The organism is Nostoc sp. ChiQUE01b, assembly GCF_034531255.1.
GTDB lineage: Bacteria > Cyanobacteriota > Cyanobacteriia > Cyanobacteriales > Nostocaceae > Nostoc.
Window position 1 is genome coordinate 131,015 of record NZ_JAVRBM010000004.1, and the last position, 23,181, is coordinate 154,195.

Annotated in this window: 23 protein-coding genes; 14 read left to right on the forward strand and 9 right to left on the reverse strand. The window is 40.3% G+C overall.

Translation table 11 applies throughout. The annotated features are described in order from the left end of the window. Window positions 1–271: 271 nt before the first annotated feature. On the forward strand, window positions 272–511 hold the full coding sequence (locus RMY63_RS04530) for a hypothetical protein (protein WP_322727550.1): 240 nt from the start codon (window positions 272–274) through the stop codon (window positions 509–511). A gap of 325 nt (window positions 512–836) precedes the next feature. Here the strand turns inward: RMY63_RS04530 and RMY63_RS04535 are convergent, their stop codons facing one another. The 3 genes from RMY63_RS04535 to era form a co-directional block, all read right to left on the reverse strand. Next, window positions 837–1,127: a hypothetical protein gene (locus tag RMY63_RS04535; RefSeq protein WP_322727551.1), complete on the reverse strand. Its 291-nt coding sequence runs from the start codon at window positions 1,125–1,127 to the stop codon at window positions 837–839. 265 nt (window positions 1,128–1,392) lie between these two features. After that, window positions 1,393–2,070, reverse strand: coding sequence for a response regulator transcription factor (locus tag RMY63_RS04540; protein ID WP_322727552.1), 678 nt, complete (start codon window positions 2,068–2,070; stop codon window positions 1,393–1,395). A 244-nt stretch (window positions 2,071–2,314) separates the two neighbouring features. After that, window positions 2,315–3,289 carry a GTPase Era gene (gene era, locus RMY63_RS04545; RefSeq protein ID WP_322727553.1) on the reverse strand — a complete coding sequence of 325 codons (975 nt, stop codon included), beginning with the start codon at window positions 3,287–3,289 and terminating at the stop codon, window positions 2,315–2,317. A gap of 415 nt (window positions 3,290–3,704) precedes the next feature. Here era and RMY63_RS04550 point away from each other — a divergent pair, with 415 nt between their 5' ends. Continuing rightward, a complete protein-coding gene (locus RMY63_RS04550) occupies window positions 3,705–4,787 on the forward strand; it encodes an ATP-dependent 6-phosphofructokinase (protein ID WP_322727625.1) in 1,083 nt (360 codons plus the stop codon). Window positions 4,788–5,156: 369 nt separating this feature from the next. On the opposite strand, the gene RMY63_RS04555 is transcribed toward RMY63_RS04550, so the two are convergent. The 3 genes from RMY63_RS04555 to RMY63_RS04565 all read right to left on the reverse strand — a co-directional run bounded on the left by RMY63_RS04555 (window position 5,157) and on the right by RMY63_RS04565 (window position 8,182). Next, window positions 5,157–6,563 (reverse strand): NAD(P)(+) transhydrogenase (Re/Si-specific) subunit beta, encoded by a 1,407-nt coding sequence (locus RMY63_RS04555; protein ID WP_322727554.1) that lies wholly within the window; start codon window positions 6,561–6,563, stop codon window positions 5,157–5,159. Then, window positions 6,560–6,853, reverse strand: a complete 294-nt coding sequence (locus RMY63_RS04560; protein WP_109009004.1) for an NAD(P) transhydrogenase subunit alpha — start codon at window positions 6,851–6,853, stop codon at window positions 6,560–6,562. The genes RMY63_RS04555 and RMY63_RS04560 overlap by 4 nt, the downstream gene beginning before the upstream one ends. A 156-nt stretch (window positions 6,854–7,009) precedes the next feature. After that, the gene (locus tag RMY63_RS04565; protein ID WP_322727555.1) at window positions 7,010–8,182 is read right to left on the reverse strand and encodes a Re/Si-specific NAD(P)(+) transhydrogenase subunit alpha; all 1,173 of its coding nucleotides are present in this window, start codon (window positions 8,180–8,182) and stop codon (window positions 7,010–7,012) included. Window positions 8,183–8,997: 815 nt separating this feature from the next. On the opposite strand from RMY63_RS04565, the gene RMY63_RS04570 reads away from it, so the two are divergent. The 8 genes from RMY63_RS04570 to RMY63_RS04605 all read left to right on the forward strand — a co-directional run bounded on the left by RMY63_RS04570 (window position 8,998) and on the right by RMY63_RS04605 (window position 13,776). Continuing rightward, the gene (locus RMY63_RS04570) at window positions 8,998–9,510 is read left to right on the forward strand and encodes a DUF2808 domain-containing protein (protein WP_322727556.1); all 513 of its coding nucleotides are present in this window, start codon (window positions 8,998–9,000) and stop codon (window positions 9,508–9,510) included. Between the two features lie 178 nt (window positions 9,511–9,688). Then, complete coding sequence (gene rpmH, locus RMY63_RS04575) at window positions 9,689–9,823, forward strand: 50S ribosomal protein L34 (protein WP_322727557.1); 135 nt, start codon at window positions 9,689–9,691, stop codon at window positions 9,821–9,823. A 26-nt stretch (window positions 9,824–9,849) separates the two neighbouring features. Beyond that, window positions 9,850–10,272: a ribonuclease P protein component gene (rnpA, locus tag RMY63_RS04580; protein ID WP_322727558.1), complete on the forward strand. Its 423-nt coding sequence runs from the start codon at window positions 9,850–9,852 to the stop codon at window positions 10,270–10,272. Further along, entirely contained in the window at window positions 10,259–10,651 is a 393-nt protein-coding gene (locus tag RMY63_RS04585) for a PH domain-containing protein (RefSeq protein WP_322727559.1), read from the forward strand. Before rnpA ends, RMY63_RS04585 begins: the two co-directional genes overlap by 14 nt. 245 nt (window positions 10,652–10,896) lie before the next feature. Continuing rightward, window positions 10,897–12,048, forward strand: coding sequence for a membrane protein insertase YidC (gene yidC / locus RMY63_RS04590; protein WP_322727560.1), 1,152 nt, complete (start codon window positions 10,897–10,899; stop codon window positions 12,046–12,048). Then, the gene (locus RMY63_RS04595) at window positions 12,045–12,572 is read left to right on the forward strand and encodes a protein jag (protein ID WP_322727561.1); all 528 of its coding nucleotides are present in this window, start codon (window positions 12,045–12,047) and stop codon (window positions 12,570–12,572) included. The genes yidC and RMY63_RS04595 overlap by 4 nt, the downstream gene beginning before the upstream one ends. 172 nt (window positions 12,573–12,744) lie before the next feature. After that, the gene (locus RMY63_RS04600; RefSeq protein WP_322727562.1) at window positions 12,745–13,275 is read left to right on the forward strand and encodes a DUF177 domain-containing protein; all 531 of its coding nucleotides are present in this window, start codon (window positions 12,745–12,747) and stop codon (window positions 13,273–13,275) included. A 246-nt stretch (window positions 13,276–13,521) separates the two neighbouring features. After that, entirely contained in the window at window positions 13,522–13,776 is a 255-nt protein-coding gene (locus RMY63_RS04605) for a hypothetical protein (protein WP_322727563.1), read from the forward strand. Between the two features lie 126 nt (window positions 13,777–13,902). On the opposite strand, the gene RMY63_RS04610 is transcribed toward RMY63_RS04605, so the two are convergent. Then, complete coding sequence (locus RMY63_RS04610) at window positions 13,903–14,568, reverse strand: HEAT repeat domain-containing protein (RefSeq protein WP_322727564.1); 666 nt, start codon at window positions 14,566–14,568, stop codon at window positions 13,903–13,905. Between the two features lie 64 nt (window positions 14,569–14,632). Between RMY63_RS04610 and RMY63_RS04615 the strand changes: the two genes are divergently transcribed. Then, window positions 14,633–16,144, forward strand: a complete 1,512-nt coding sequence (locus tag RMY63_RS04615) for an AAA family ATPase (protein WP_322727565.1) — start codon at window positions 14,633–14,635, stop codon at window positions 16,142–16,144. Window positions 16,145–16,181: 37 nt separating this feature from the next. Here RMY63_RS04615 and RMY63_RS04620 read toward each other — a convergent pair whose 3' ends face one another. Further along, window positions 16,182–16,397 (reverse strand): hypothetical protein, encoded by a 216-nt coding sequence (locus RMY63_RS04620; RefSeq protein WP_322727566.1) that lies wholly within the window; start codon window positions 16,395–16,397, stop codon window positions 16,182–16,184. 78 nt (window positions 16,398–16,475) lie between these two features. Between RMY63_RS04620 and RMY63_RS04625 the strand changes: the two genes are divergently transcribed. Continuing rightward, on the forward strand, window positions 16,476–17,213 hold the full coding sequence (locus RMY63_RS04625; RefSeq protein WP_322727567.1) for a CHAT domain-containing protein: 738 nt from the start codon (window positions 16,476–16,478) through the stop codon (window positions 17,211–17,213). 35 nt (window positions 17,214–17,248) lie between these two features. Here the strand turns inward: RMY63_RS04625 and RMY63_RS04630 are convergent, their stop codons facing one another. Beyond that, complete coding sequence (locus RMY63_RS04630) at window positions 17,249–20,665, reverse strand: LamG-like jellyroll fold domain-containing protein (protein WP_322727568.1); 3,417 nt, start codon at window positions 20,663–20,665, stop codon at window positions 17,249–17,251. Window positions 20,666–21,311: 646 nt separating this feature from the next. Here RMY63_RS04630 and RMY63_RS04635 point away from each other — a divergent pair. Together RMY63_RS04635 and RMY63_RS04640 are read left to right on the forward strand one after the other, a co-directional pair. Then, the gene (locus RMY63_RS04635) at window positions 21,312–22,751 is read left to right on the forward strand and encodes a pentapeptide repeat-containing protein (RefSeq protein ID WP_322727569.1); all 1,440 of its coding nucleotides are present in this window, start codon (window positions 21,312–21,314) and stop codon (window positions 22,749–22,751) included. A gap of 39 nt (window positions 22,752–22,790) precedes the next feature. Next, window positions 22,791–22,931, forward strand: coding sequence for a hypothetical protein (locus RMY63_RS04640; protein WP_322727570.1), 141 nt, complete (start codon window positions 22,791–22,793; stop codon window positions 22,929–22,931). The last annotated feature ends 250 nt before the right edge of the window (window positions 22,932–23,181 follow it).

Consider the following 23,181-nt stretch of genomic DNA (forward strand, 5'->3'; position numbering starts at 1 on the left):
GTCATGCTGTAGTAAGACATAAAAAGTAGCGATCGCATTTATAGCGGTTCTCAGTTGAGTGAAGTACAAGAACCCCACCCCCAACCCCCTCCCCGCTTTTCGAGAGGGGGCTATAATCTATCTCATTTGATTAGGAAAAGCTATAGTGCTAAGGGCGTTTAACTTTTATCTAAAGATGTAGCGTTAAGACAGATTATTATTACTTATGATAGTTCCTTTAAATCATTCCCATCAGTGAAAGTAAATATACTTAACAACTGAGGTTCAAAGCATGGACTCAACAGGTAAGGTTCAAACTGTGGACTTGTCCTGGTCTCTTCCACTGCCGTTGAAAGAGTATGCAATGAGCCGAGTAACTGTCTACTTTTATAGCGACAGATGGGTTCCAATTAAATATTGTTCTTTGGAAAAGGCAATTTTGCTTCACCAGAAAGCAAATTTAGAAGGCAAGGAAATTTTGTTATTTCCTACTAATACAGACCCTAATCAATTCTCAAACTCTTTTAACTAAAATGCATTGAGGTAGACTATCTTTCAAAAATCTTGGCAACAAATTAATCGGCTATAAAGGCGTACTTATGTACGCTTTTACTTGTAAATGTGAGACAATTTTGGATTTTGGATTTTGGATTTATTCTCGCATTTAAATTCGGGGCTTCAAATCAATTTAAATTCTAAATTTTGAATTTTCAATCCAAAATTTAGAATTTAGAATTTAAAATTCGGTGATTGAAATATTTAGTTATATTGTTTACCTCAAAAGACATGTTGTCAAAGAATCGTGTAGGCTGTTATCGCACCAATGGGTTTATTTTGTATTTTGCTGCATTGGTCGGTTACTGCTTAGTGCTACGATTGCTAAGTCCAAATATATACGCAATAAAAGTTGTTTGAGCTACTAAGATTCCCAGCGCTGTACCTCCAAGTGCTACTTGAGCTTGGAAACTTCCAAGCTCATCAAGCTTTTGGGTTTCAATATATACTCTGGGTTGCAGATGGTATTGCCATCTTGCTGCTTCTGAATTGGCGAGTAAACTCAGAGGTAGACTTAGAATATAGCCAAGAACCGTAAATACTAAAGCTGTAGGAATAGTAAGCTTCAAATTTTGAAATATTAATGAGCGCATGGAAAAAAATTAGCTAACTTTAAAGCTGTTACAACTATTATGACAGTTGTAAATACTATAGCAATCCGATTTGATTTGTGAAAATTCTCGGTGTCCAGATCCCCGACTTCGTAAAAGTTGTCGGGGATCTAACTTTTCACGAATGATTTAGGATTGCTATACCATAAAATTTCAATTTAGTATTTTGAAAGTTGCAGATACTGTAGGGAGCGCTACGCCCAGTGATCCAGATATTCGGTAATAAAGATTTGAATTTATTCTGACATCAAACCAAACCAGAACGCAATGCAACGACTGCTGCTTGCACGCGATCGTCCACTGCTAATTTGTTCATAATTCCCCGGACGTGAGTTTTGATCGTGTTGGGACTGAGATAGAGTTTTTCGGCAATCTCTGGGTTACTCAACCCGTCTACCATCAGCTTTAACACTTCTAACTCGCGCCCAGATAAGTTGGCGGTGTTGGTGGTGGGTGAAGGCGGTTTGAGATTATCAATTACTCGCCGTGCAATTTGGGGATCGAGATAGGCTGCACCATCGACTGCGGCTGCGATCGCACTTAACAATCGTTCCACACTTGCACCTTTGATACAATATGCATCTGCACCGCTAGACAGTGCCGCAATAATTTCTGTTTCTGTTTGATGAGATGTCAACATCACTACATGAATTGCTGGCAGCGCCGCCTTAATTTGCTGTGTTGCAGCAATACCATCCAATCGCGGCAATCCAATATCCATAACCACCAAATCAGGTTTCAGTTGCAGTGCAGCTTGAACTCCCAAATAACCATCTTCAGCTTGTCCAACAATCTCCAACTGAGGATGAGCCATTAACGATTGTTCTAATCCCAGCTGCATCATTGGATCGTCTTCGACAATTAACACGCGCAACGGCGGAGCATTGATCGGTAAATTTAAGGGATAGCCAGTATCTAAAGACATTTTTATTAATTATTTGTCATTTGTCATTTGTCATTTGTCATTTGTCATTTGTCCTTTGTCCTTTGTCATTAGTTATTAGTCTTTTGGCTTTTGTTCTTTGCTTTTTTCACCTGCCAATAACCAATGACAATACTTCTCTACGAGAGGCTGCGCCAACGGCTTACCTCAACTTCGCTCGGTACAAGTCGCTCAGTACAAGTGACCAATGACCAATGACTAATGACTAATGACTAATGACCAATTATTATTCTTCCACACGATAGCCTAACTCTGCTAAACTAATCCGCGACTGTCGCCATTTTGGCTGGACTTTCACAAACAATTCTAGATAAACTTTACCAGCGATTAATTTTTGGATTTGTTCGCGGGCTTCACTACCAATTGCTTTGAGCATTGCTCCACCTTTGCCAATGAGTATGCCTTTTTGAGAATCACGCTCGACGTTGATGGTAGCAAGTACACGGGTAATGCTGGGAGTTTCTTCTACTAGGTCAATGGCGATCGCTACTGAATGGGGTACTTCTTCACGAGTCAATAATAAAATTTGTTCTCGGATTAATTCACCCATAATAAAGCGTTCTGGCTGGTCAGTTACCAAGTCTGGAGGATAATATAATGGCCCAATTTCTAAATGTTCAATTAATAATTCTTGAAGTTGCGGTAATCCGGTACTAGTCTTAGCAGAAAACTTCACAATTTTCCATTCATGGGACTGGGCCATCTGAGCGTAGCTATTATCTAGAAACTGCGAGTCAGTGGGTTGTTGGTCGGTTTTGTTCATACCCAGAATTACTGGTGTTTTGCTGCGACTGAGCAATTCGGCAATGTAGCGATCGCCTGCTCCACAAGCTACAGATCCATCTACCACAAATAACACTACATCTACCGATTCAATGGCAATTTTAGCATTTTGCACCAATACTTCGCCCAATTGATGATGGGGCTTATGAATTCCTGGCGTATCTACAAATATTAACTGCGCTTCTGGTGTAGTTAATACACCGCGCAAACGGTTACGTGTAGTTTGTGCTACTGGTGATGTAATGGCAATTTTTTGTCCTACTAACTGATTCATCAAAGTAGATTTACCGACATTTGGACGACCAACAATGCCGATAAAACCTGATTTGAATTCAGGAGGAGCCTGGGGAATTGTTACTTCTCCTGAAAAAGAGAAAGTGTAATTTTCAATACTAGTCACCTTTGGCTCCACCCTCATATTTTATAGCTGGGATAACTTGGTTTTTTCTTAGATATAAAACAGGCATAAAATTACCCTGGCATTTTTAGGGATCGCTTTTGCCGAGGTTTAATCTACTACTGGCTCTACACTTATATTTTACAGCTGAGATAACCTTAGTTGTAGAATTCAGTAGTCAGAATATTAAAAAAATTAAACTCCAAGTTTACCTCATTTCATCAGTAATCATACCAAACCCACATAAATTCTGACTTCTGGCTCAAGAGTTGCTGAATTTTTAGACTTTGTTTTGTTTTTAGATACAAAAGAAACATAAAATTACTTTGGCATTAACAGGAAGGACTTTTGCTTAAGTTTAATCTGCTGCTAACTTTGGCTTAAGTTTCATCGACGACTTAACATATACATTTGGATCAAAATGTCAATAAAAAATGTGGGACAACCCAAACGCATAGGAATTCTTACGAGTGGAGGTGATTGTTCTGGCTTAAATGCTGTAATTAGGGCTGTAGTAAATTGTGCTGTAAATACTTACGGCTGGGAGGTTTTGGGAATTCGTCAAGCGACTCTAGGATTAATGGCGCGTCCGCCACAATTCACCAAGCTGGAAGTCGATCGAGTTGACTCATTGTTAACTGCGGGTGGCACAATGTTGGGGACAACTAATAAAGGCGACCCTTTTGCCTTTCCAATGGCGGATGGAAGTTTGTGCGATCGCTCCGAAGAAATTATTGCAGGTTATCATCAACTAGGTTTAGACGCTTTGATTGGTATCGGCGGCGATGGTAGCTTGGCAATTTTGCGTCGCCTTGCTCAACAAGGTGGGATTAATTTAGTAGGTATTCCCAAAACCATTGATAACGATATTGGCGTTACCGAACACGCCATCGGTTTTGATACAGCAGTAAATATTGCCACAGAAGCACTAGATCGGTTACATTTTACTGCTGCAAGTCATAGCCGAGTCATGATTTTGGAAGTAATGGGGCGTGATGCTGGACACATAGCAATAGCTGCGGGAATTGCGGGGGGAGCAAATGTAATTTTAATTCCCGAAATACCTTATACAGTTGAGCATATTTGCCACAAAATCAAAGAACGCCAAGATAAAGGCAAAAACTATTGTTTGATTATTGTTTCTGAAGCAGTTCGTACCCAAGGCGGCGAAAATGTGACGATTACCAATCGCTTAGGTCAATCTCGATACGGGGGAATTGGCGAATACTTAGCCGATGAAATTATTCAACACATCGGTGTAGAAACGCGAGTCACAGTTTTAGGACACATTCAACGGGGTGGGACTGCTTCACCACTAGATAGATTAGTTGCAACAGCCTTTGGCGTAGCAGCAGTTAATCTGATTGCCGAAGAGCGATACGATCGCATGGTGACATGGCAAAATCGCCAAGTATTAAGTGTACCAATTACAGAAGCGATCGCTCAATATAGCGCCGTCGATCCCAATGGTACTTTAGTTAAAACCGCTCGTGGTATGAGTATTTATTTGGGAGACTGAAGTCAGTGCTGAGTGCTGAGTGCTGAGTGCTGAGTGAGGAGTGAGGAGTTAAAAAACTCTAAACTCCCAATGACAAATGACCAATGACAAAAAACTGTATCCCTTAATGACATAAGTATTTTTTGATTAACTAAAAAAATTGCCCTGGAAATATTACACCCCCAAGGCAAGCTAACTCTCTAAATTCTTTACTTTGCGCTCTCTGCGCCTCTGCGGTTCGTTAACAAAGTGTAGGGGTTTAAATCCCCGGCTTCTATCAATCTGCAAGTGTTGTGGCTCTTTCTAAATTCCCGTTACAACACGTAATTGCGAATTGCGTTAGCGCAGCGTTAGCGAGTCCGCGAGCGTCATTGCGAATTGCGAATTGGTTTAAAGTTGCTTCACTTCCGAAACCAACTTCGCCACCATATCCTTCGCACTACCAAAAAGCATTGTAGTTTTATCCTTGTAGAATAACTCATTATCTACACCGGCAAAACCCGTACTCATCCCGCGCTTAATTACAATTGTCTGCTTCGCCCGATCTACTTCCAAAATCGGCATACCATAAATTGGGCTATTTGCATCACTCCGCGCCGCCGGATTTACCACATCATTTGCCCCAATTACCAAAGCCACATCCGCTTGTTCAAACTGGGGATTGATATCATCCATGTCGTACAACTGGGTATAAGCCACATTTGCCTCTGCTAGCAACACATTCATGTGTCCCGGCATTCTCCCAGCAACAGGGTGAATGGCATACTTGACATCAACGCCCATTTTTTCTAACTGATCTGACAATTCCCGGACGCTATGTTGCGCTTGGGCAACTGCCATCCCATAACCGGGCACAATTACCACAGAACGGGCATAACCCAACATCATCGCCCCTTCTTCGGGATCGATACTGCGGACAGTTTGATCGGTTGCACCACCACCAGCAGCAGCACCACCAGAAGTAGATCCTGTACCAAAAGCACTGAACAGCACACTGAAGAGAGAGCGGTTCATTGCCTTACACATAATTTCGGTGAGGATTAAGCCAGATGCTCCTACCAAAGCCCCAGCGATGATTAACATATTGTTCATCACCACGAAACCAGCTGCTGCCGCCGCCACACCCGACAACGAGTTCAACAGCGAGATTACCACTGGCATATCGCCGCCACCAATGGGGATGACGAACATCACACCCAGCACTAAGGAAACAGCTACCACTCCCAAGAATATAGGTAAGCTATCTGGTGTGATGATTAAATAGGCACTGCCTACCAAATAAGCACCCAGAAGCAACAGGTTAAATGGTTGCTGGAAAGGAAATGTAATCGGGGAACCGCTGATTAAACCTTGTAATTTAGCAAAGGCTAAAAAACTACCTGTGAAGGTAACGCCACCGATTAACACGTCCAATAGCATGGAAATGTTCACATCTAGGGGTACAGGTGCGCCAGAATCCAATAATCGCCAAAATTCGGCAACGGCGACTAATGCTGAAGCCGCACCACCTAAACCGTTGAGTAAACCCACCATTTGGGGCATTTCCGTCATTTGGACTTTATAAGCAACGATCGCACCAATTCCTGATCCAATCGCCAAGCCCAACAATATCATCTCGTAGTTCAACACATGCTGATCCAGCATTGTCGCCACAATTGCCAGCAGCATTCCCACAGATGCAATCACATTACCGTTTCGCGCTGTAGCTGGTGAACCCAGCTTTTTCAAACCAAAAATGAATAAGGATGCAGCGACTAAATATGTCAGCTGAATGCCAGTTGGTAAAAAGTCGCTCACGCCTTAATCTCCTTCTTTTTGAACATTTGCAGCATTCTATCTGTGACGAGAAAGCCACCTACAACGTTGACTGTAGCTAGTACTACAGCAATTAAACCGAGAATTACTGACACACTTGTTTCTCTAGCACCTGAAGCCACTATTGCCCCAAGTACCGAAATGCCAGAAATCGCATTTGAACCTGACATTAGGGGCGTGTGGAGAGTCGGTGGTATTTTGTTGATAACTTCAAAGCCGATAAAAGATGCCAAAACAAATACAAACAAAGCAGCAAGTAATGCCTCTGTCATGAAATCAAAACTCCTCTTGGGAATGGGTACTGGGTACTGGGGACTGGGTACTGGGGATTGGGTATTGGGTATTGGGTACTAAATACTGAGAAAATACTGCTAAGTACTAAGTATTTATTTCCTAGTCCCTAATCCCCAGTCCCTAGTCCCCAGTCCCTAATTAACCGCCGGTTGTTGAGTATTCAAAGCTTGTAGCTCATCCCGCACTCGTTGATTGCGAATTTCACCAGCGTGGGTAACGCAAGCTGCATCAACGATGTCGTCGCCAAAGTCTACCTGTAAAGCTTTGTCTTTAATTAGCAATTGCATCAACGATGTTACGTTCTTGGCATACAATTGGCTGGCGTGAATTGGCATCGATGACGGGAGATTGATAGGGCCGATAATTGTTACACCGTTCCACACAATATCTTTACCTGGTTCGGTACAGGCGCAGTTACCACCCTGTTCAGCAGCCAAATCTACAATTACTGAACCGGGTTTCATTTGTGCCACCATTTCTTCTGTAACCAGCCGTGGTGCTTGTCTTCCAGGTACTTGAGCTGTAGTAATCACCACATCAGAATTTTTAATGTGTTCGGCGATAACTTCTTGGGTACGTTGTTTGCTAGCCTCGGAAATTTCCTTGGCGTAACCGCCAGCAGCGACGGTTTCTTCGTCTAATTTGACTTCAACGAATTTTGCCCCTAAGCTTTGCACTTCTTCTTTGACGGCGGGACGGATATCAAAGGCTTCTACTACTGCTCCCAAACGTCTAGCGGTGGCGATCGCTTGCAATCCAGCGACACCAGCGCCCATAATAAATACTTTCGCTGGAGCGATCGTGCCTGCGGCTGTGGTTAACATCGGGAAATATTTCGGTAACGCTGCGGCGGCAATTAATACTGCTTTGTAACCAGCTAATGAAGCTTGCGACGACAAAGCATCCATACTTTGCGCCCTGGTAGTACGGGGGATCATCTCCATACTCAAAGCTGTGACTTTCCGATTTGCCAGTTGCTGCGCTACAACCGGATTTCCCAAAGGATTCAGGAAACTGACTAAAACAGCCCCTTCCTTTAACAAATCAATTTCTGAGCGTCCATCTTCTCGTTCTTGCGGTGGACTGACTTTCAGTAGAATATCTGTTTCACCCCATAATTTGGCAGTATCGCTGATTATTGTGGCTCCTGCTGCTTCATAGTCAGGATCACCAAAAAATGAGCGTTCTCCTGCACCCGCTTCTACCCACACTTCCAAACCTTGTTTTACCAATCGGGCAACGGTGTCAGGAATTAATGCCACACGACGTTCACAAACTTCAATTTCTTTAGCAACTGCTATTCTCATGAAATCTCCTGAAGATAAATACCTAATCTCTGCTAAGTAAGCGATTGTCCAGACGAGGGGTGTTCCGCGCTCATAGTAATTAGACAGGAACATCAGCCATGAATTTTACTTGTAGATTGAACCTTGAATCTTTCCTCTCCCACTTTTAGCTCTCCAGACAAAGCCTCATTTTTTTGTAAAGTTCTGAGCGAAAGGAACCTCCGCTCGGACTTTCCGCTTTGCCGCTCGCAGATGTCATATTTTCAGATAGTTGCAAACAGGGTTACGTATTGCACATCCTAAATTGATTCCCAAATTTTGCATCTTTATCTTTAGCTTGTTTTCGGGATTGAGAAATTTTGGTATTCCTTTCTTATAGAGTAATATTGACCGAATTTTGAAAGCTTTATAATTTCCCAATCAAATTTTAATAATTACGACTTCGATTCCAATTCAACTTATTTTAATCAATTTAGCCCAAGTTAACTGGCGATCGCAGATGACATGGATCAAATTTTATAACAAAATTCTCAATTTTAGATACATTTATACATATTTGTCAACACAATCCAACCCCAACTGTGTTTATCTTTAGTGCAAATTTGACCAACTTGGTAATCAAATCAGGGCTACATAAGGGTAATGAAGTAAATTTAATATATATGTTCATTTTGCTACTAAGTAATTTTGCTGTTGCCTAAACTTCAGCTATGATGGCACTTTTTTTGGAAATTAAACGTCCATTGTCAGGAAGCCAGTAGTAAAGTTTAGTAAAGAATACTAACACACAGTTATTTTAGATAACAGATTTATATTTTGGTAGAGGAAGCCCAATTATGCGACGTTTACTTTCTGCTTTAGCCGTGACTAGCTTTTTGGTTACTGGATTACCAGCCTTAACTTTGGCGCAAAGCTTACCTGGATTTACGCTGTTTAGCGGCATCAAACAAGAAAATCAGCTGCCCTTTAGGTTAGATTTTGGTGGACAAGCTAATGGTTGGGATCGATACATATTAAAGATTCCAGCCAAAAGAATGAAATTGGCAGTTGGTCAATTTGCCATTACCTACCCTGATTATTACAAAGGAACTTTTGACCAGAAAAAAATTGAAGTCCGAGTCAAAGGCAAAGCAGTTCCGCTTTCTGAGGTGAAGTGGGACAAAGAAGGTAAACTGATTAATATTTTTCCTCAAGATCCAGTGCCAGCAGGTAGTGGAGTTGAGGTAGTGTTATCTAACGTGAAAAACCCATCCTTCGGCGGAGTTTACTATTTTAACTGTCAAGTGCTCTCCCCTGGGGACGTACCATTACTGCGCTACATGGGAACATGGATTTTGAGCATTACTTAAGAGTGGGGAGTGGTGAGTAAGGGAATGAGGGGAATGAGGGGGATAAGGGGCAAAGCGGAGAATTCCTAACTTCTAACTCAGCACTCCCAATGCCCTACTCCCCACTCCCTATTTCCTGTTAAAGTGATACAATTAGAGATTGTGAGTTTTTATAAAAATCACCTAAGAGGAGAACAGTATGAAAAGAACACTGGGCGGCACTAGCCGTAAGAGAAAAAGAACCTCTGGTTTTCGCGCCAGGATGCGGACACCAGACGGCAGAAACGTGATTAACGCTAGAAGAAAAAAGGGACGTCACCGTCTGAGCGTTTAAGACAGATCGAGCTATAAAGAGCATCTGTGGTTTTGCCCAAAGCAAATCGGCTAAAATCCCGAAAGGATTTCCAGGCAGTTTTCCGAGAAGGAATTCGGCGTCATGGCTCTTATTTAACATTGAGAGCATTAAAGCCCTTATGTTCAACGAAACCTTCTTTGGACACTGCCACCCAGACTACACAAGTAACTGACTCAGCACATCTTGGTAGCACGCGGATTGGCATTTCGATTAGCACAAAAGTCAGCAAAAGGGCAGTGGTTCGCAACCGAATCAAACGGCAAATGACTGCTGTTTTACATAACTTGCTACCAAAATTATCACCAGGATGGCGACTAGTATTCATTGTCAAACCCACAGCAGCAGAATCTAAGTGCGTAAGCCCACAATTTCTGCAAGAATTAGAGCAGTTGTTGGCACAAGCTGAGGTGTTCGATGGGAATTCGTGAAGATGTTTATTATGAAGGTGGGCCCCATGTTGGGGATTTAATTGTTAACCTGCTGATTGGGCTAACCATTGTCGGGCTACCATTAACAGTCGGGGCAATTGTCAGGGCATTGTGGTTGCGTTTCCGCATCACCGATCGCCGAATTACTGTTACCGGGGGTTGGCAGGGGCGCGATCGCACTGACGTAATTTACTCAGAAATTGTCAAAATCGTCAAAGTTCCCCGTGGCATTGGCTTTTGGGGAGATATGGCGATTACCCTAAAAAACGGCAGTCGTCTCGAATTGCGTGCAATTCCCAAGTTTCGGGAAGTCTATGACTACATTAATGAAAGAATTGCTGCGAAAAATCCCGAATTTAGTGGCACTGCCAATAAGTGATGAGAGCAGGGAGTAGGGAGTAGGGAGTAGGGAATAGGGAATAGTGAATGCAAAATTTACTCACATAAAATCCAAAATTCAGAACTTCCCACTTACCAAAAACTACATACCACTCGCCACTCCCCACTCCCTACTCCCCATGTTTGTAGAATGTGCGGCTATCCGTAGCGAAAGATAGTCGCCGATAGATCGTGATTTAGATAAATTAGATTCAGTTTACAGTACCTCAGGTTGAATTCAAAATAATGGATTTTGGTATCGGCTTTCTCTCGAACAACGTGATGCTGCCAATCATAGATTTTTTCTATGGGATTTTTCCTAGCTATGGATTGGCGATCGTTGCTTTGACACTGATAGTCCGCTTTGCGCTCTATCCCCTGAGTGCTGGCTCAATTCGCAACATGCGGAAAATGCGAATTGTACAACCTTTGATGCAAAAGCGGATGGCAGAAATCAAAGAGCGCTATAAGGATGATCCGCAAAAGCAGCAGGAGGAAATGGTTAATGTCCAAAAGGAATTTGGCAACCCTTTGGCAGGCTGTTTTCCATTACTAGTGCAAATGCCAGTCTTGTTAGCGCTGTTTGCCACTTTGCGGGGTTCCCCTTTTGCAAGTGCGAACTACAGCGTTAACCTGCAAATTCTTCCCGCAGAACAAATCGAACAAATTCAACCGCAAGCCTTTGCCACTGCTCCTCAAAATATTTACATTGCAGATGGGGAACACGTTAAAGTAGCTGCCATTATTCCTAGCGGAAATAAATTAGCGGTGGGAGAACAAACCAAGATACAGTATCAGACTGTTGAAGGTAAGCCGTTTCAGGTGCTTTTAGTAGAACACCCAGAAAATAAACTGATTCCTGATTGGAAAATTACCAAGGGTGAAGATAGGATAAAAATTGATGCTCAGGGCAATGTAGAAGCCTTGCAACCAGGAGAAGTTACTATTCAAGGAACAATTCCTGGACTAGCAGCAGAAAAAGGCTTTTTATTCATTGATGCTTTAGGCAGGGTTGGCGCACAAGATGCAGATGGCACAATCCACTGGGATATCGTCGCCATGATCGTCTTCTTTGGAATCAGCCTTTATGTTAGCCAAATGCTTTCCGGGCAAAATTCTAGCGGTGGTAATCCGCAGCAGGATACGGTTAACAAAATCACCCCCGTTATCTTTTCTGGGATGTTTTTGTTCTTTCCCCTACCAGCTGGGGTACTGATGTATATGGTGATTGGTAATATTTTCCAGACTGCACAAACTTATCTTCTCTCCCGCGAACCTCTACCAGAAGAACTGCAAAAAATTGTAGAAACCCAGGAGAAAGAAGCAGCAGTCACAGAACAAAAAGCATTACCGTTTGAACCAAAAAGTCCTAAGAAAAAGGCTACAGGGGGATCATGAGCGACATTCCAATGCAGCGAGGTCAGCAGTGGTTAAAAACCCTGCTGGAACTCACTGGAATAACTGCTGAGATTCAGGGTCATTTAGAAACTGCTCAATCCCAAGACGGCGATTCTCCAGAACCAGATAACTACTGGTTGACTATTGACCAAACCAATTTGACATCAGAACAAATCCAGCTATTAATCGGTGCTGATGGTTCTGTGTTAGATGCGATTCAGTATCTAGCAAATTCGGTTCTAAACCTTAGCCAACCCCCGGAAGAACAAGCCTCTTACACCATTGAGTTAAATGGCTACCGGGTGAAAAGAGAAGCTGAAATTCGCGCATTAGCAGAAGCAGCAGCTGATGAAGTGCGCTTTTCTGGTAGAGAAGTGGAAATCAAATCTCTTAGTTCTGCTGAACGGCGTCAAGTTCATACCTTCTTGAAGGAATTTGGAGATTTAGAAACCTTCAGTCGCGGTAAAGAGCCACATCGTCATCTGGTTGTCTGTCCAGCTTCGTTGGAAGGAGTTAGGAGTTAGCAGTAGAGACGCGATTAATCGCGTCTGTACAGGAGTTTGGAGTTAATTGAAAACTCATAACCATATATAATTTCAAAACTTCTCTTGTTTTTCAGGAATAAAATAAAAATTCAATACCAGTATAATTACTGGTAATCAAGATAAATTTTAGTGAGGATGTCTCACAAATCCTATGGACGCAATTTATATTCCGCAGCTAATTAGAGCATCGGAGCGAACAGAGGAAGTTCAAGTTAAAGAATTCCTGCCTGGTCTAGAAACATTAACACCAGTTCGCGGTCATGTACGCGTGCAACATCATGGGAATTACTTAGAAGTGTCCGGTCAGGCAGAAACAATTATTACTTGTACCTGCAACCGTTGCTTGCAGCAATACAATCGCCGTTTAGGGCTTGATACGAAGGAAATCATCTGGTTAGATGAAACTGCAAATCAGGCAAATGACTTGCCCCTAGAGCGGGAAGTGACTATGGAGGATTTGCTGGAAACTCTACCGCCCGATGGTTATTTTTATCCCAACGAATGGCTGTATGAGCAGATGTGTTTGGCAATACCTCAGCGCCAGTTATGCGATCGCAATTGTCCAGGTATTCCTGTAAGTATTACTGTGGATAGTTCTGATAGTTCCGATAGTCGTGAAACTCCAGTTGATAACCGTTGGGCTTCTCTGGAAGCTTTGAAAAAGCAACTTCCAGGGCAATAATTTAGTAATTCCGTCAGACTTAAGTCTGCGGCTACACGAACTAAGCCTGTGTATACAGGCTTATTGTTTTATATTTTATTAAATACTTCCAATATGAGTTTAATGAGCAATCTTATATTCGTGTAGAACATCTACACTCGACTTTATCCATTTTTTTCGCAACGCGATCGCTTAAGCTGAAACCTTTGTGGGACAGTAGTTTTACTTTTTTAACTTCATCCATAATCTGTGAGATGGAAAAAGTATTTGCCAAAAAGCCAGGGTTTTTGCCGGATAAAGAAAACCGAGTTCTTAATTTTGGATAAAGTCGAGCTACAAACGTGTCTGGAAATTAGTACTGAGGAATATTTTATGATTTTTTTACTTAATCCTCAAGTTATTACAAGTGATGGTGAGTGTGAAGCTTGGTTCTTTGATTCTAAATATGGAGATGCACAAAGATATCCATCTTTTGGTCAAATGATGGAAGAAATATTAAACGATCCAGAATTTTTAGGATAAACGTACCTATTATTTTGACTTTTCAGATCGTATGGAATAACCACGCAAAACCCAACCTCTAACCTACAAGGGGAGAGGTTTTTCAGATACCGTGAAAAGTCAGACCTATTATTCAGGTTGGTTAATTTATTCTTTAATTTTTTCTAAAAATGGACGAAATGAAGAATACGAAGTATAGCCTCTTTTTTTTAACATCCGATTCATTTTAAAACGAGTATAAAATTCTGCTGTTTGGTTTATATGAATTAAAGCGTCAATTATATCTTTATTCCACTCACCAAGATTTGTAAAAGCGTCAACGCATAAGTTGTGAGTATATTCATTGGAACTTTTATAGATTAAATCAATTAGAGTATTAACAACCTCTCTATTACCTTTTGCAATAAATCCTAAACTATAAGCAACATACTGGCGAGTATGTTCTTCTTCAGTTATTTGTGCCAAACTTATTAGAATAGTAATTGCATATTGATTACCAACAGCAATTTTTGCCAAATTCTGAGCTGTTATCCTGCGGGTAGGTACACGAGCAGTGTTAAGTTGCTCAATCAAAGTTTGGATAACATCATTATTATCAGTACCAATTTCGCTCAAACTTTGAATTACTGTCCAGCGTGTTGGTTCATCAATTGTGGTGCGTACTACATGAATCAAGGCAGCTATGACATCCGGGTTATTAGCACCAAGAAACCCCAAATGTTTAGCAGTCTGTTTAAGAACAGCGTTATCTTGACTTGTGCGTAGTTGCTGAACGAGAAAATCAATATTGTATTGTTCTTGCTGGTTACTCATTAGCTTTCTGAACCAAGAAAGTTGTACATTGCGTTCAAGATAAACTAACCAATAACAGCTATATATGAACTTCCGTGAAGAGTTTAAACTGCTGCTACGCGCCCGCTACCCCTTGATTTATATTCCCACATACGAAGAGGAGCGGGTAGAAGCAGCTATCCGAGAAGAAGCCACTAACCAGGGTAATCGCCCAGTGTATACTTGGGATTTTGTCGATGGCTACCAGGGAAACCCCAATGATGTGGGGTTTGGGCGGCGTAACCCGTTGCAAGCTTTAGAATTTATCGAAAAATTACCAGCTTCCGCACCTGCGGTATTGATCCTACGAGATTATCATCGCTTTTTAGATGATGTTGCGATCGCTCGCAAACTCCGCAATCTGTCCAGACTCCTCAAGTCGCAACCAAAAAATATTGTCCTACTGTCGCCACGCATCGCCATCCCTGACGATTTAACGGAAGTGCTGACAGTCGTTGAATTTCCCTTACCTGCCGCTTTAGAAATTAAAACTGAGGTGGAACGCTTGCTACAAAGTACTGGTAACTCCCTTTCTGGAAAAGTTTTAGATGATTTGGTGCGCTCTTGTCAAGGACTTTCGATGGAACGGATTCGCCGGGTTTTGGCAAAAGCGATCGCTACCCACGGAGAATTACAGCCAGAAGACGTGGATCTGGTTTTGGAAGAAAAGCGCCAAACTATCCGTCAAACCCAAATCCTGGACTTCTACCCCGCCACTGAACAAATTTCTGATATTGGCGGACTGGATAACTTGAAAGACTGGCTGATTCGTCGGGGAGGTTCATTTACTGATAAGGCGCGACAGTACGGATTACCGCACCCCCGTGGTTTAATGTTGGTGGGTATTCAGGGGACTGGTAAATCGTTAACGGCAAAAGCGATCGCTCATCACTGGCATTTACCCCTGCTACGTCTGGATGTGGGCAGGTTATTTGGTGGTTTGGTAGGTGAATCAGAATCTCGGACTCGCCAAATGATCCAAGTAGCTGAAGCCCTAGCGCCCTGTATTTTGTGGATTGATGAAATAGATAAAGCCTTTGCCGGACTTGGTAGCAAAGGTGATGCAGGAACAGCCAGCCGTGTGTTTGGTACTTTTATTAACTGGCTAGCCGAAAAAACCTCACCCGTCTTTGTCGTTGCCACCGCCAACGACATCCAAGCTTTACCGCCGGAAATGCTCCGTAAGGGGCGATTTGATGAAATTTTCTTTGTGGGTTTGCCCACCCAAGAAGAGAGAAAAGCAATTTATGATGTTCATTTATCCCGATTGCGCCTCCATAACTTAAAAAGTTATGACATTGAAAGGTTAGCTTATGAAACACCCGATTTTTCTGGGGCCGAGATTGAGCAAACTTTAATTGAAGCGATGCATATTGGATTTAGCCAAAACCGCGACTTTGCTACCGACGACATTTTAGAAGCAGCTAGTCAAATCATCCCCTTGGCACGAACTGCCGTAGAGCAAATTCAGCAACTCCAAGAATGGGCTGCTGCTGGGAGAGCGCGTTTAGCATCGAAACACAGTCCTTTGAGCGAACGCCTCCGGCGGACTACGTGAACCAAAAAAAATGTAGAGATGTAGCACTCCTACGTCTCTACAAAGGTTTTGACACTTGTTCATTATCTTGAAGATCAAAACGTTCAACTTTAATCAGTGACATCGAACGTGTCGCCGCTTTACGGAAATGCAGATTTTTCCACAGGCTAACCCGTACCCGTTTTAGTTTCGGATCATCTACCTCGAAGACAGATGTTGCTTGCCGAATTAATGAAGCTTGCACATTGGCGGTGAAAGACGTGTTTGGCAGCAATGGTGTCAGAGGTGTGTTAGTGCTAAGTAGCGTCTAAGTATGTACCAAAATTATATTTAAAGTTATTTTCTAGTATTTATGTCTCAATCAGATCCGTCTTTAACACAGAACACTTTCAACATTTCAGGCAGTTCGATTACAAATCTAACTGGCTCTGGTTCCATTCATTACAACGAAGCAATTCTCAAACTAGAGAATCAAAATTCTCAAGCTCATGCTCACCAACTAGCCACTGAATCAGATTCAACTAAAGCGGCGGTGGTCAGAACCATCTTATTTTTAGCTGCTAATCCTCAAGGTACATCCCAACTTCGCTTACAGGAAGAGGCACGAGATATTGAGGATGGATTGCATAGAGCAAAACGTCGTGAGCAATTTCAACTACAGCAGAGATGGGCTGTACGTACCAGAGATATTCAACGAGCGATGCTAGATTTTAAACCCCAAATTGTCCATTTCTCTGGACATGGGGGAGGAGAAGAAGGTTTGGTACTAGAGGATCAAAATGGAAACATTAAGTTTGTAGACACAGAGGCGTTGGCAGGATTATTTGAATTGTTTTGTGAAAAGATGGAATGCGTGATTCTCAACGCTTGTTATAGTGAAGTTCAAGCAGAAGCGATCGCTCGTCACATCCCTTACGTAATTGGTATGAATCAAGCGATCGGCGATCGAGCCGCTATTGAGTTTGCGGTAGGATTTTATGATGCTTTAGGTGCAGGAGAGTCTGTTGAGTTTGCTTACAAGTTTGGTTGTAGCAGTATCCGCATGGCTGGAATACCCGAACATTTAACACCCGTGCTGAAGAAGAAGTGATTAGTAGGTTTGCGTATTTGCGTTTCTATCAAAACTTAATCTAGCTGGGGAACCCAGGTTGGGTCTACTGCACAGGATATATACTCGTTGTCACTTCCGTTTTCTTTAACAGGTACAAGATTTCGTACACTCTTAATGTCACCTTCATCCAGTCGCCAGTAACCAATTAGCCCATTTTTAATTTCTTCATCAACCTTCACCCGCCGAAACAGATTTGTTTTAATTTGATCTTGAGTACGAGCTACTTTCCAAAGTCGAACATCAGTTATAGAGATGTTGAATAAATTAGAATTATCTTTAGTAGAAGACGTTTTCCCACTACCAATATGTAAAGTTTCATCAGGTTTGCCAATTGGTGCTGTGAAAATACCCCAAGTTTTATGCTGCCCTCCAGCCAACATACTCTTATAATCTCCTGTGATAACTACACAATTTTGTCGTTTTCCATCTATATATATTTCTATTTCTTGTCCTCCCTGTGAGTTATCATCATCTCTTAATTTGCCCCACGTAAATGCAATATGATGCCAAGATTTATCATTAGGGGCAAGCTCTTGAGTCTCAACGCATGAATAAGGTTTAGAATTGTCATTATTGCCTAACTCTACCCGGATTCTTCCATTAAGCCATGAAAGAGAATAACCATTTTCATGTCTTTTATCATCAATTTTTCTACAGCCTCGACTCACAATTAACGCATTTCCATAAAAATGTTTAATCCATGCTTCAACTGTAATTCCATCAGTAATATCTAAACCTGAATCATTGCCACAATCAACACGGTTATCTTCACAATTGAAATTTAATGCAGAAGGCAAAGGTGGAGTAGGAAAGTTAGATTGACGTAACCATGTTGCGCCTCTAACTTCACTCTTATCTTTTTTGGATACTAGGTTACATACTTGATTGCCTTCACCTTCTTCAAATCTCCAATAACCAATCAATCCTTCTTCTTGCTGACTGCTTAAACGCCGCAATCTATCTTGTTTAATATTTTTTTCCTCACGAACTATATTCCACAAACGTACTTCAGCAATAGCTCCTTTGAAAAAACTCCCCAAGTTGCCTTCAGGCGGAAAAGACGGAATGGCAAAATTTTTATTAGAGTAAGCACCAATGAAAAGAGGACTACATTGAGTGAGATCAACATTTTTCTGAGCAGATATACTTTTTGTAAGTTGTGATGATTTTTCTGAAGACCAAGCTGAGCATAATTGGAGATTGGAATCTTTGCCATTAATATATATTTTTAATTCTTGACCTATATTGCAAGTTATAGCAATATGATTAAATTGGTCAAACTGAACCTTTTCATTTGTCATGTATTCATAGGATTGAATTTGAGCGATCATTTTTTGAGTTAACGGACCAGCAACACCATCCGGCTTGAGTCCATAATATTTTTGAAACTGTTTAACAGCTTCTCTCGTTTTTTGATCGAAATAACCATTTGAATCACCTTGATAGTAATCCAAGCTTTTTAAAATATTTTGAAGTGCTTTTACTATTTCTCCTCTACTTGGATTTTCAAGTGCAGGTATTTTAAATCTATTATCGTCACTAGATTTTTCTATCTTCTCATAATCCAGTTCATACAATCCAAAAAAAGTAATTTTTGAATTTAAAGCATCTAATATTCTCGGAGCTATTTTATGTATATCACTACTTTTATCAAAAGAAATAGTCTGTTCTTGCTTATCTTGGTTTTCATTAAAATCAGATACAAATTCTTCTAATGCTTGCTTAGTAGCATCATCATATTCGCCACTGGGTTCATACCTATAGTAAGCATGATTAGGATTCTTACTAATATACAGGCTCTTCAGAATACTTTGCAGATTACAGATAACTTCTTTCTGCTTATCTTTTTCTTCAGGTATCTCAAGAGGTAGAGTAGGAAGCATATACATTTTTCGGGAAAAAACGATTTTACCTTTTGTTGTTAGATAAATTCGTATACTGTCATAACCAAGCGTTGCAATCCCATCAACAGATGAACCTTGAAAAAATTTGCTGAATATTGTACTTTCTACTTCATTAGAATAGGGGCATATTAAAGCTTCAATGCTAAATTCATCAATAGGTTTTTCTTGTTGCCAATCTCTTAAAAGTATGTAATCATTCAATCCATCTAATTCAAGCGCAGATGGTAAGGGTGGGTAGTTAAGCTGCTCAGAAGTGATTACAAAATCTTGGATAAAGCTTCTCAGCTTAGGATTGCTCAGACTTTTTTTCTTTAAATCTTCAACAATTCGACAAATTCGGATGCCTTGTTCAGCAATTATCTGAGTTTTTTGAGGAGTAGGACTTGTTATAATTTCCTCTTGATTAAGATTATTAGGTATAGCTGCATGATTTAGTGCAACTAATTCTAATTTAGTATTCAAAACTGGACTTCCAGAAGAACCGTAATCAGAATCAGCTTCATATCTCAAAAAATATTTCTTTAAACCATTAACCTGATTATTATATAAAATAATCTGTTTGCGTCTACCTTTCGGATGTTGAATAATAATGACTGGTTCTCCAGCTATATTTGGATTTTCATAAGTCCAGCCTAAAGATGTTAAGTCTTGTTCATTAAAGCCATTGTTTATTAGAAGATTTACACCATTCCTATCTAAAGCTGGAGTTATATTATTATTATCTTCATTTAAAGTAATCCACCCAAACTGGTATCCAGTTTGTTTACCTGATGAGTAATCCTTTAGTTGGATTATTACATAATCCATTCTGAATTCATCATTGTAAACAAATAATTCTTGTGGGGCCAGTTCATATTCTATAATAGATTGTGAAATATCTGATGGTTCATCAGTGTAGTTAAACTGTGCTATACACTGACAAGCAACTTCTGGAGATGGAATTACGTGGAAGTTTGTCATTAAATGAGTACCTCCCACTAGAAAACCAGTTCCAATTGGTAAAGGATTTAGCTTTGCAAGCTGACTAACAGTAATATTTTTTAAAACTTCTAATGGTCTTACCTCTGAATTCCTAAAAATCTCCTCAGCTAATGATTGAGAAATTGAGAATATTTCTTTAACTTTATCTTGGGTATCAAAATTATTGCTATTTAGACTGAGAGCATATTCAACAATTTTGATAAAATCTTCATGCGAAAAATTTCTAACTATTCGACAAACAGACAGACTTATTTGGTTTGCTCTTGATAAAAAAGATGAAGGTAAAAAATTTGGAATTCCTATTACAGAAGTAACTAGAGCATTCTGTTGTGAATACTTAGCATATTCAACACGCTTTTTAAAAGTCTCTAGAATTTTATCCAGTTCCTCCTCTTCAGGATGAAGCAAATCTTTACGTGTCAACCAAATTGTGTCTGGTTCTTGCGTAGAAAAATTTGATGTCTTTATAGTTCCGAACCAGTTGTTTAAAATCCAAAATGAAGAATCTATAGTTATTTGACTGGTATGACTATCCTTAGCTTCCATATAATTTTTAATTTTTATTAATAAAAATTAACTTTAATCAACTGCCATTTTATGAATATACAATGTAGTCTTATTTTTAAGAGTATAAAGACTACTGTTTAATTTTATGTATGATCAAGCAACAAATGTTAGAAGTAAGCGTTTTAGCCAAAAATCTTTACAATCGAATTTAAATAATATTGTTGCTGGACAAAGTTTAATTAATTTCAGTAAAGCAATTATAATAACTATTTTATTATTTTTAATAGCAGGTTTTTTAGCAGGTTTTTTAGGTGCGCTTGCCAGTTTGCAAATAGGTATAGGAACGGATGGTAAATTACAATATCTATTAATGATATTAGTTGTATCTATTGTTTTGATAAATGCAATTTACCAAAGTTTGAATAGAATTACCTTGATAGGAATATTATCTATCATACTAGCGGTAGTAGTTCCAGTGCTAATGTACTACTTCTTCTACTATTTAGGTATTTTGCAAAATCCAAAATTATTCTCGCCTAATTTATTCTTGCCAGAAGCTTTATTTATAATTTTGTTTGGCTTATTAATTAGCATTATAAGTTTTTTAGTGTTCTGCTTTGCTCTTGCTTGCAGCGATATTTTAATTAATTGGTTTCAATCGTTAAAAATATTTGGAATTTTGATTATGATTATAATTGCAAGCGTGCTAGGTTCTCTCATAGAGATATCTTTAGAGCTTCAGTACACAAAATTTCAGGAAAATTTGTCATACTTTAATTTACAAATAGCAATTATTTCAGGAGGAATTGCATTTGGATCTTACATAGCAGGAAGTGCATGGTTAAGCAACCGCTTTAGGAATATACCTTTAAATCGCCAGAATTTATTAAGCGTATGGGCACTAGCTTTTGGTTCATGGGGTGGTACATCTTTCTACAATCTAGACCTTAGTAGAGTTAACTTTAGAAATGCTAAATTAGCTAACACTGACTTACGGGCAAGAAAACTTTACCGCACTTGCTTTCAACATGTAACTGGACTCGAAAGATCAAGAGTCGATAGTCGCTATATGGATTTAGAAATACCCAAGGTACAAAAACTTTTGACTCAGGGGTATTCTGAAGATCCAGACTTTGGTGGCTTGAATTTGCGAGGTGCTTATCTGCAAGGTGCAGACTTGCGCCGCATGAATTTCATTGACACAAATCTTACTGGTGCAGATTTGCGAAGTGCAGACATGCGTGGTAGTATCCTAGCAAATACTCAAGTTATCGACGTTGACTTTACAGATGCTAACTTAACCGGAATCTGTATTCTAAATTGGAACGTTAATAGCCAAACGTGCTTTACAAATGTCGAGTGTGACTACATCTACCGCAGATTAGATGATAAAGGAGAACCAAGCGATCGCTTTCCAGCAGATCGCAATTTTAATCCCAGAGAATTTGAATCTCTTTATCAAGAAGTTGGTAATGTCGTTGAATTAGTGTTTAGAGAAGGAGTTAATTGGCGTGCTTTTGCATTCACCATGCAAAAACTCCAGTTAGAAGACGAAGGTTTAGGGCTAGAAATCAAAGGAGTTGAGAAACGAGGGGATCTTTGGGTTGTCAAGGTAACTCATAACGAAAATGTTTCCACCCACGAGGTTGAGACACGCCTCAATAGTGCCTATGAACAGTTACAGCAACTGCTGGCGACTAAAGAACAGCAAATTAATAGGTTACTAGGAATTGTCGAAAACCAAACAGAGGCATTTAGGGAAATTAGTAACCGTTTTGGGAATAATTTCTGGATTACTGGCAGTAGCATTACTAACTTAGCTGGTTCTGGACAAATTGAGTATGATGAAGCGGCGGCTCAAGTACGCAATATTGTTGCTAGTAGTGCTGATTCTGGACAAGCCACAGCGATATTGCAGAATTTTTTAGCAAAACTTCAACGTCAGAGTGTTGCAGCCACAGAGGAAACGCAAGCAGAGTTGATGCAGCAGATGATTTTAGCCGAAGCAGAAAAAGATTTAGTTTTGAAGCAATTTTTGATCCAACAGGAACAGCAAATTATAGCTGCTTTTCCACAAGGTATATTGGCAACAGCTATTCAAAATGCGATCGCGCAACTCAGGTAGGGCTGAAATCTCAACCCAGGCAATCGCGCTTTGTTTGGCATGTGCCTTTATGCTGCCTGCCGAATCAACGAAGCCTGCACTTTGGCGCTTCTAGATGTGTTTGGCAGCAACGGTGTCAAAGGGGTGTTAGTGTTACGTAGCATCAACACCAAAGGCAAGCGGGACACCAGGGAAATTTGAGTGCATCCGAAGCTCAGGCAGTATTTATACCTTGCGTAAGTCCTAATACAAATGACTAATGACCAATGACCAATGACAACTCTCACGATTAAATATACAAATTAAATGCGTAACAGCTTATTTTCACCAGATGTCTATTCAGCATAGCTACAATAATGAGTTAGTCAAAAGTCAATAGTTAATGATGAATTATTATAGACAATTGATTCTTATAATGATGGGTTACTTGCTTCTCTACTTGTAATCCGTG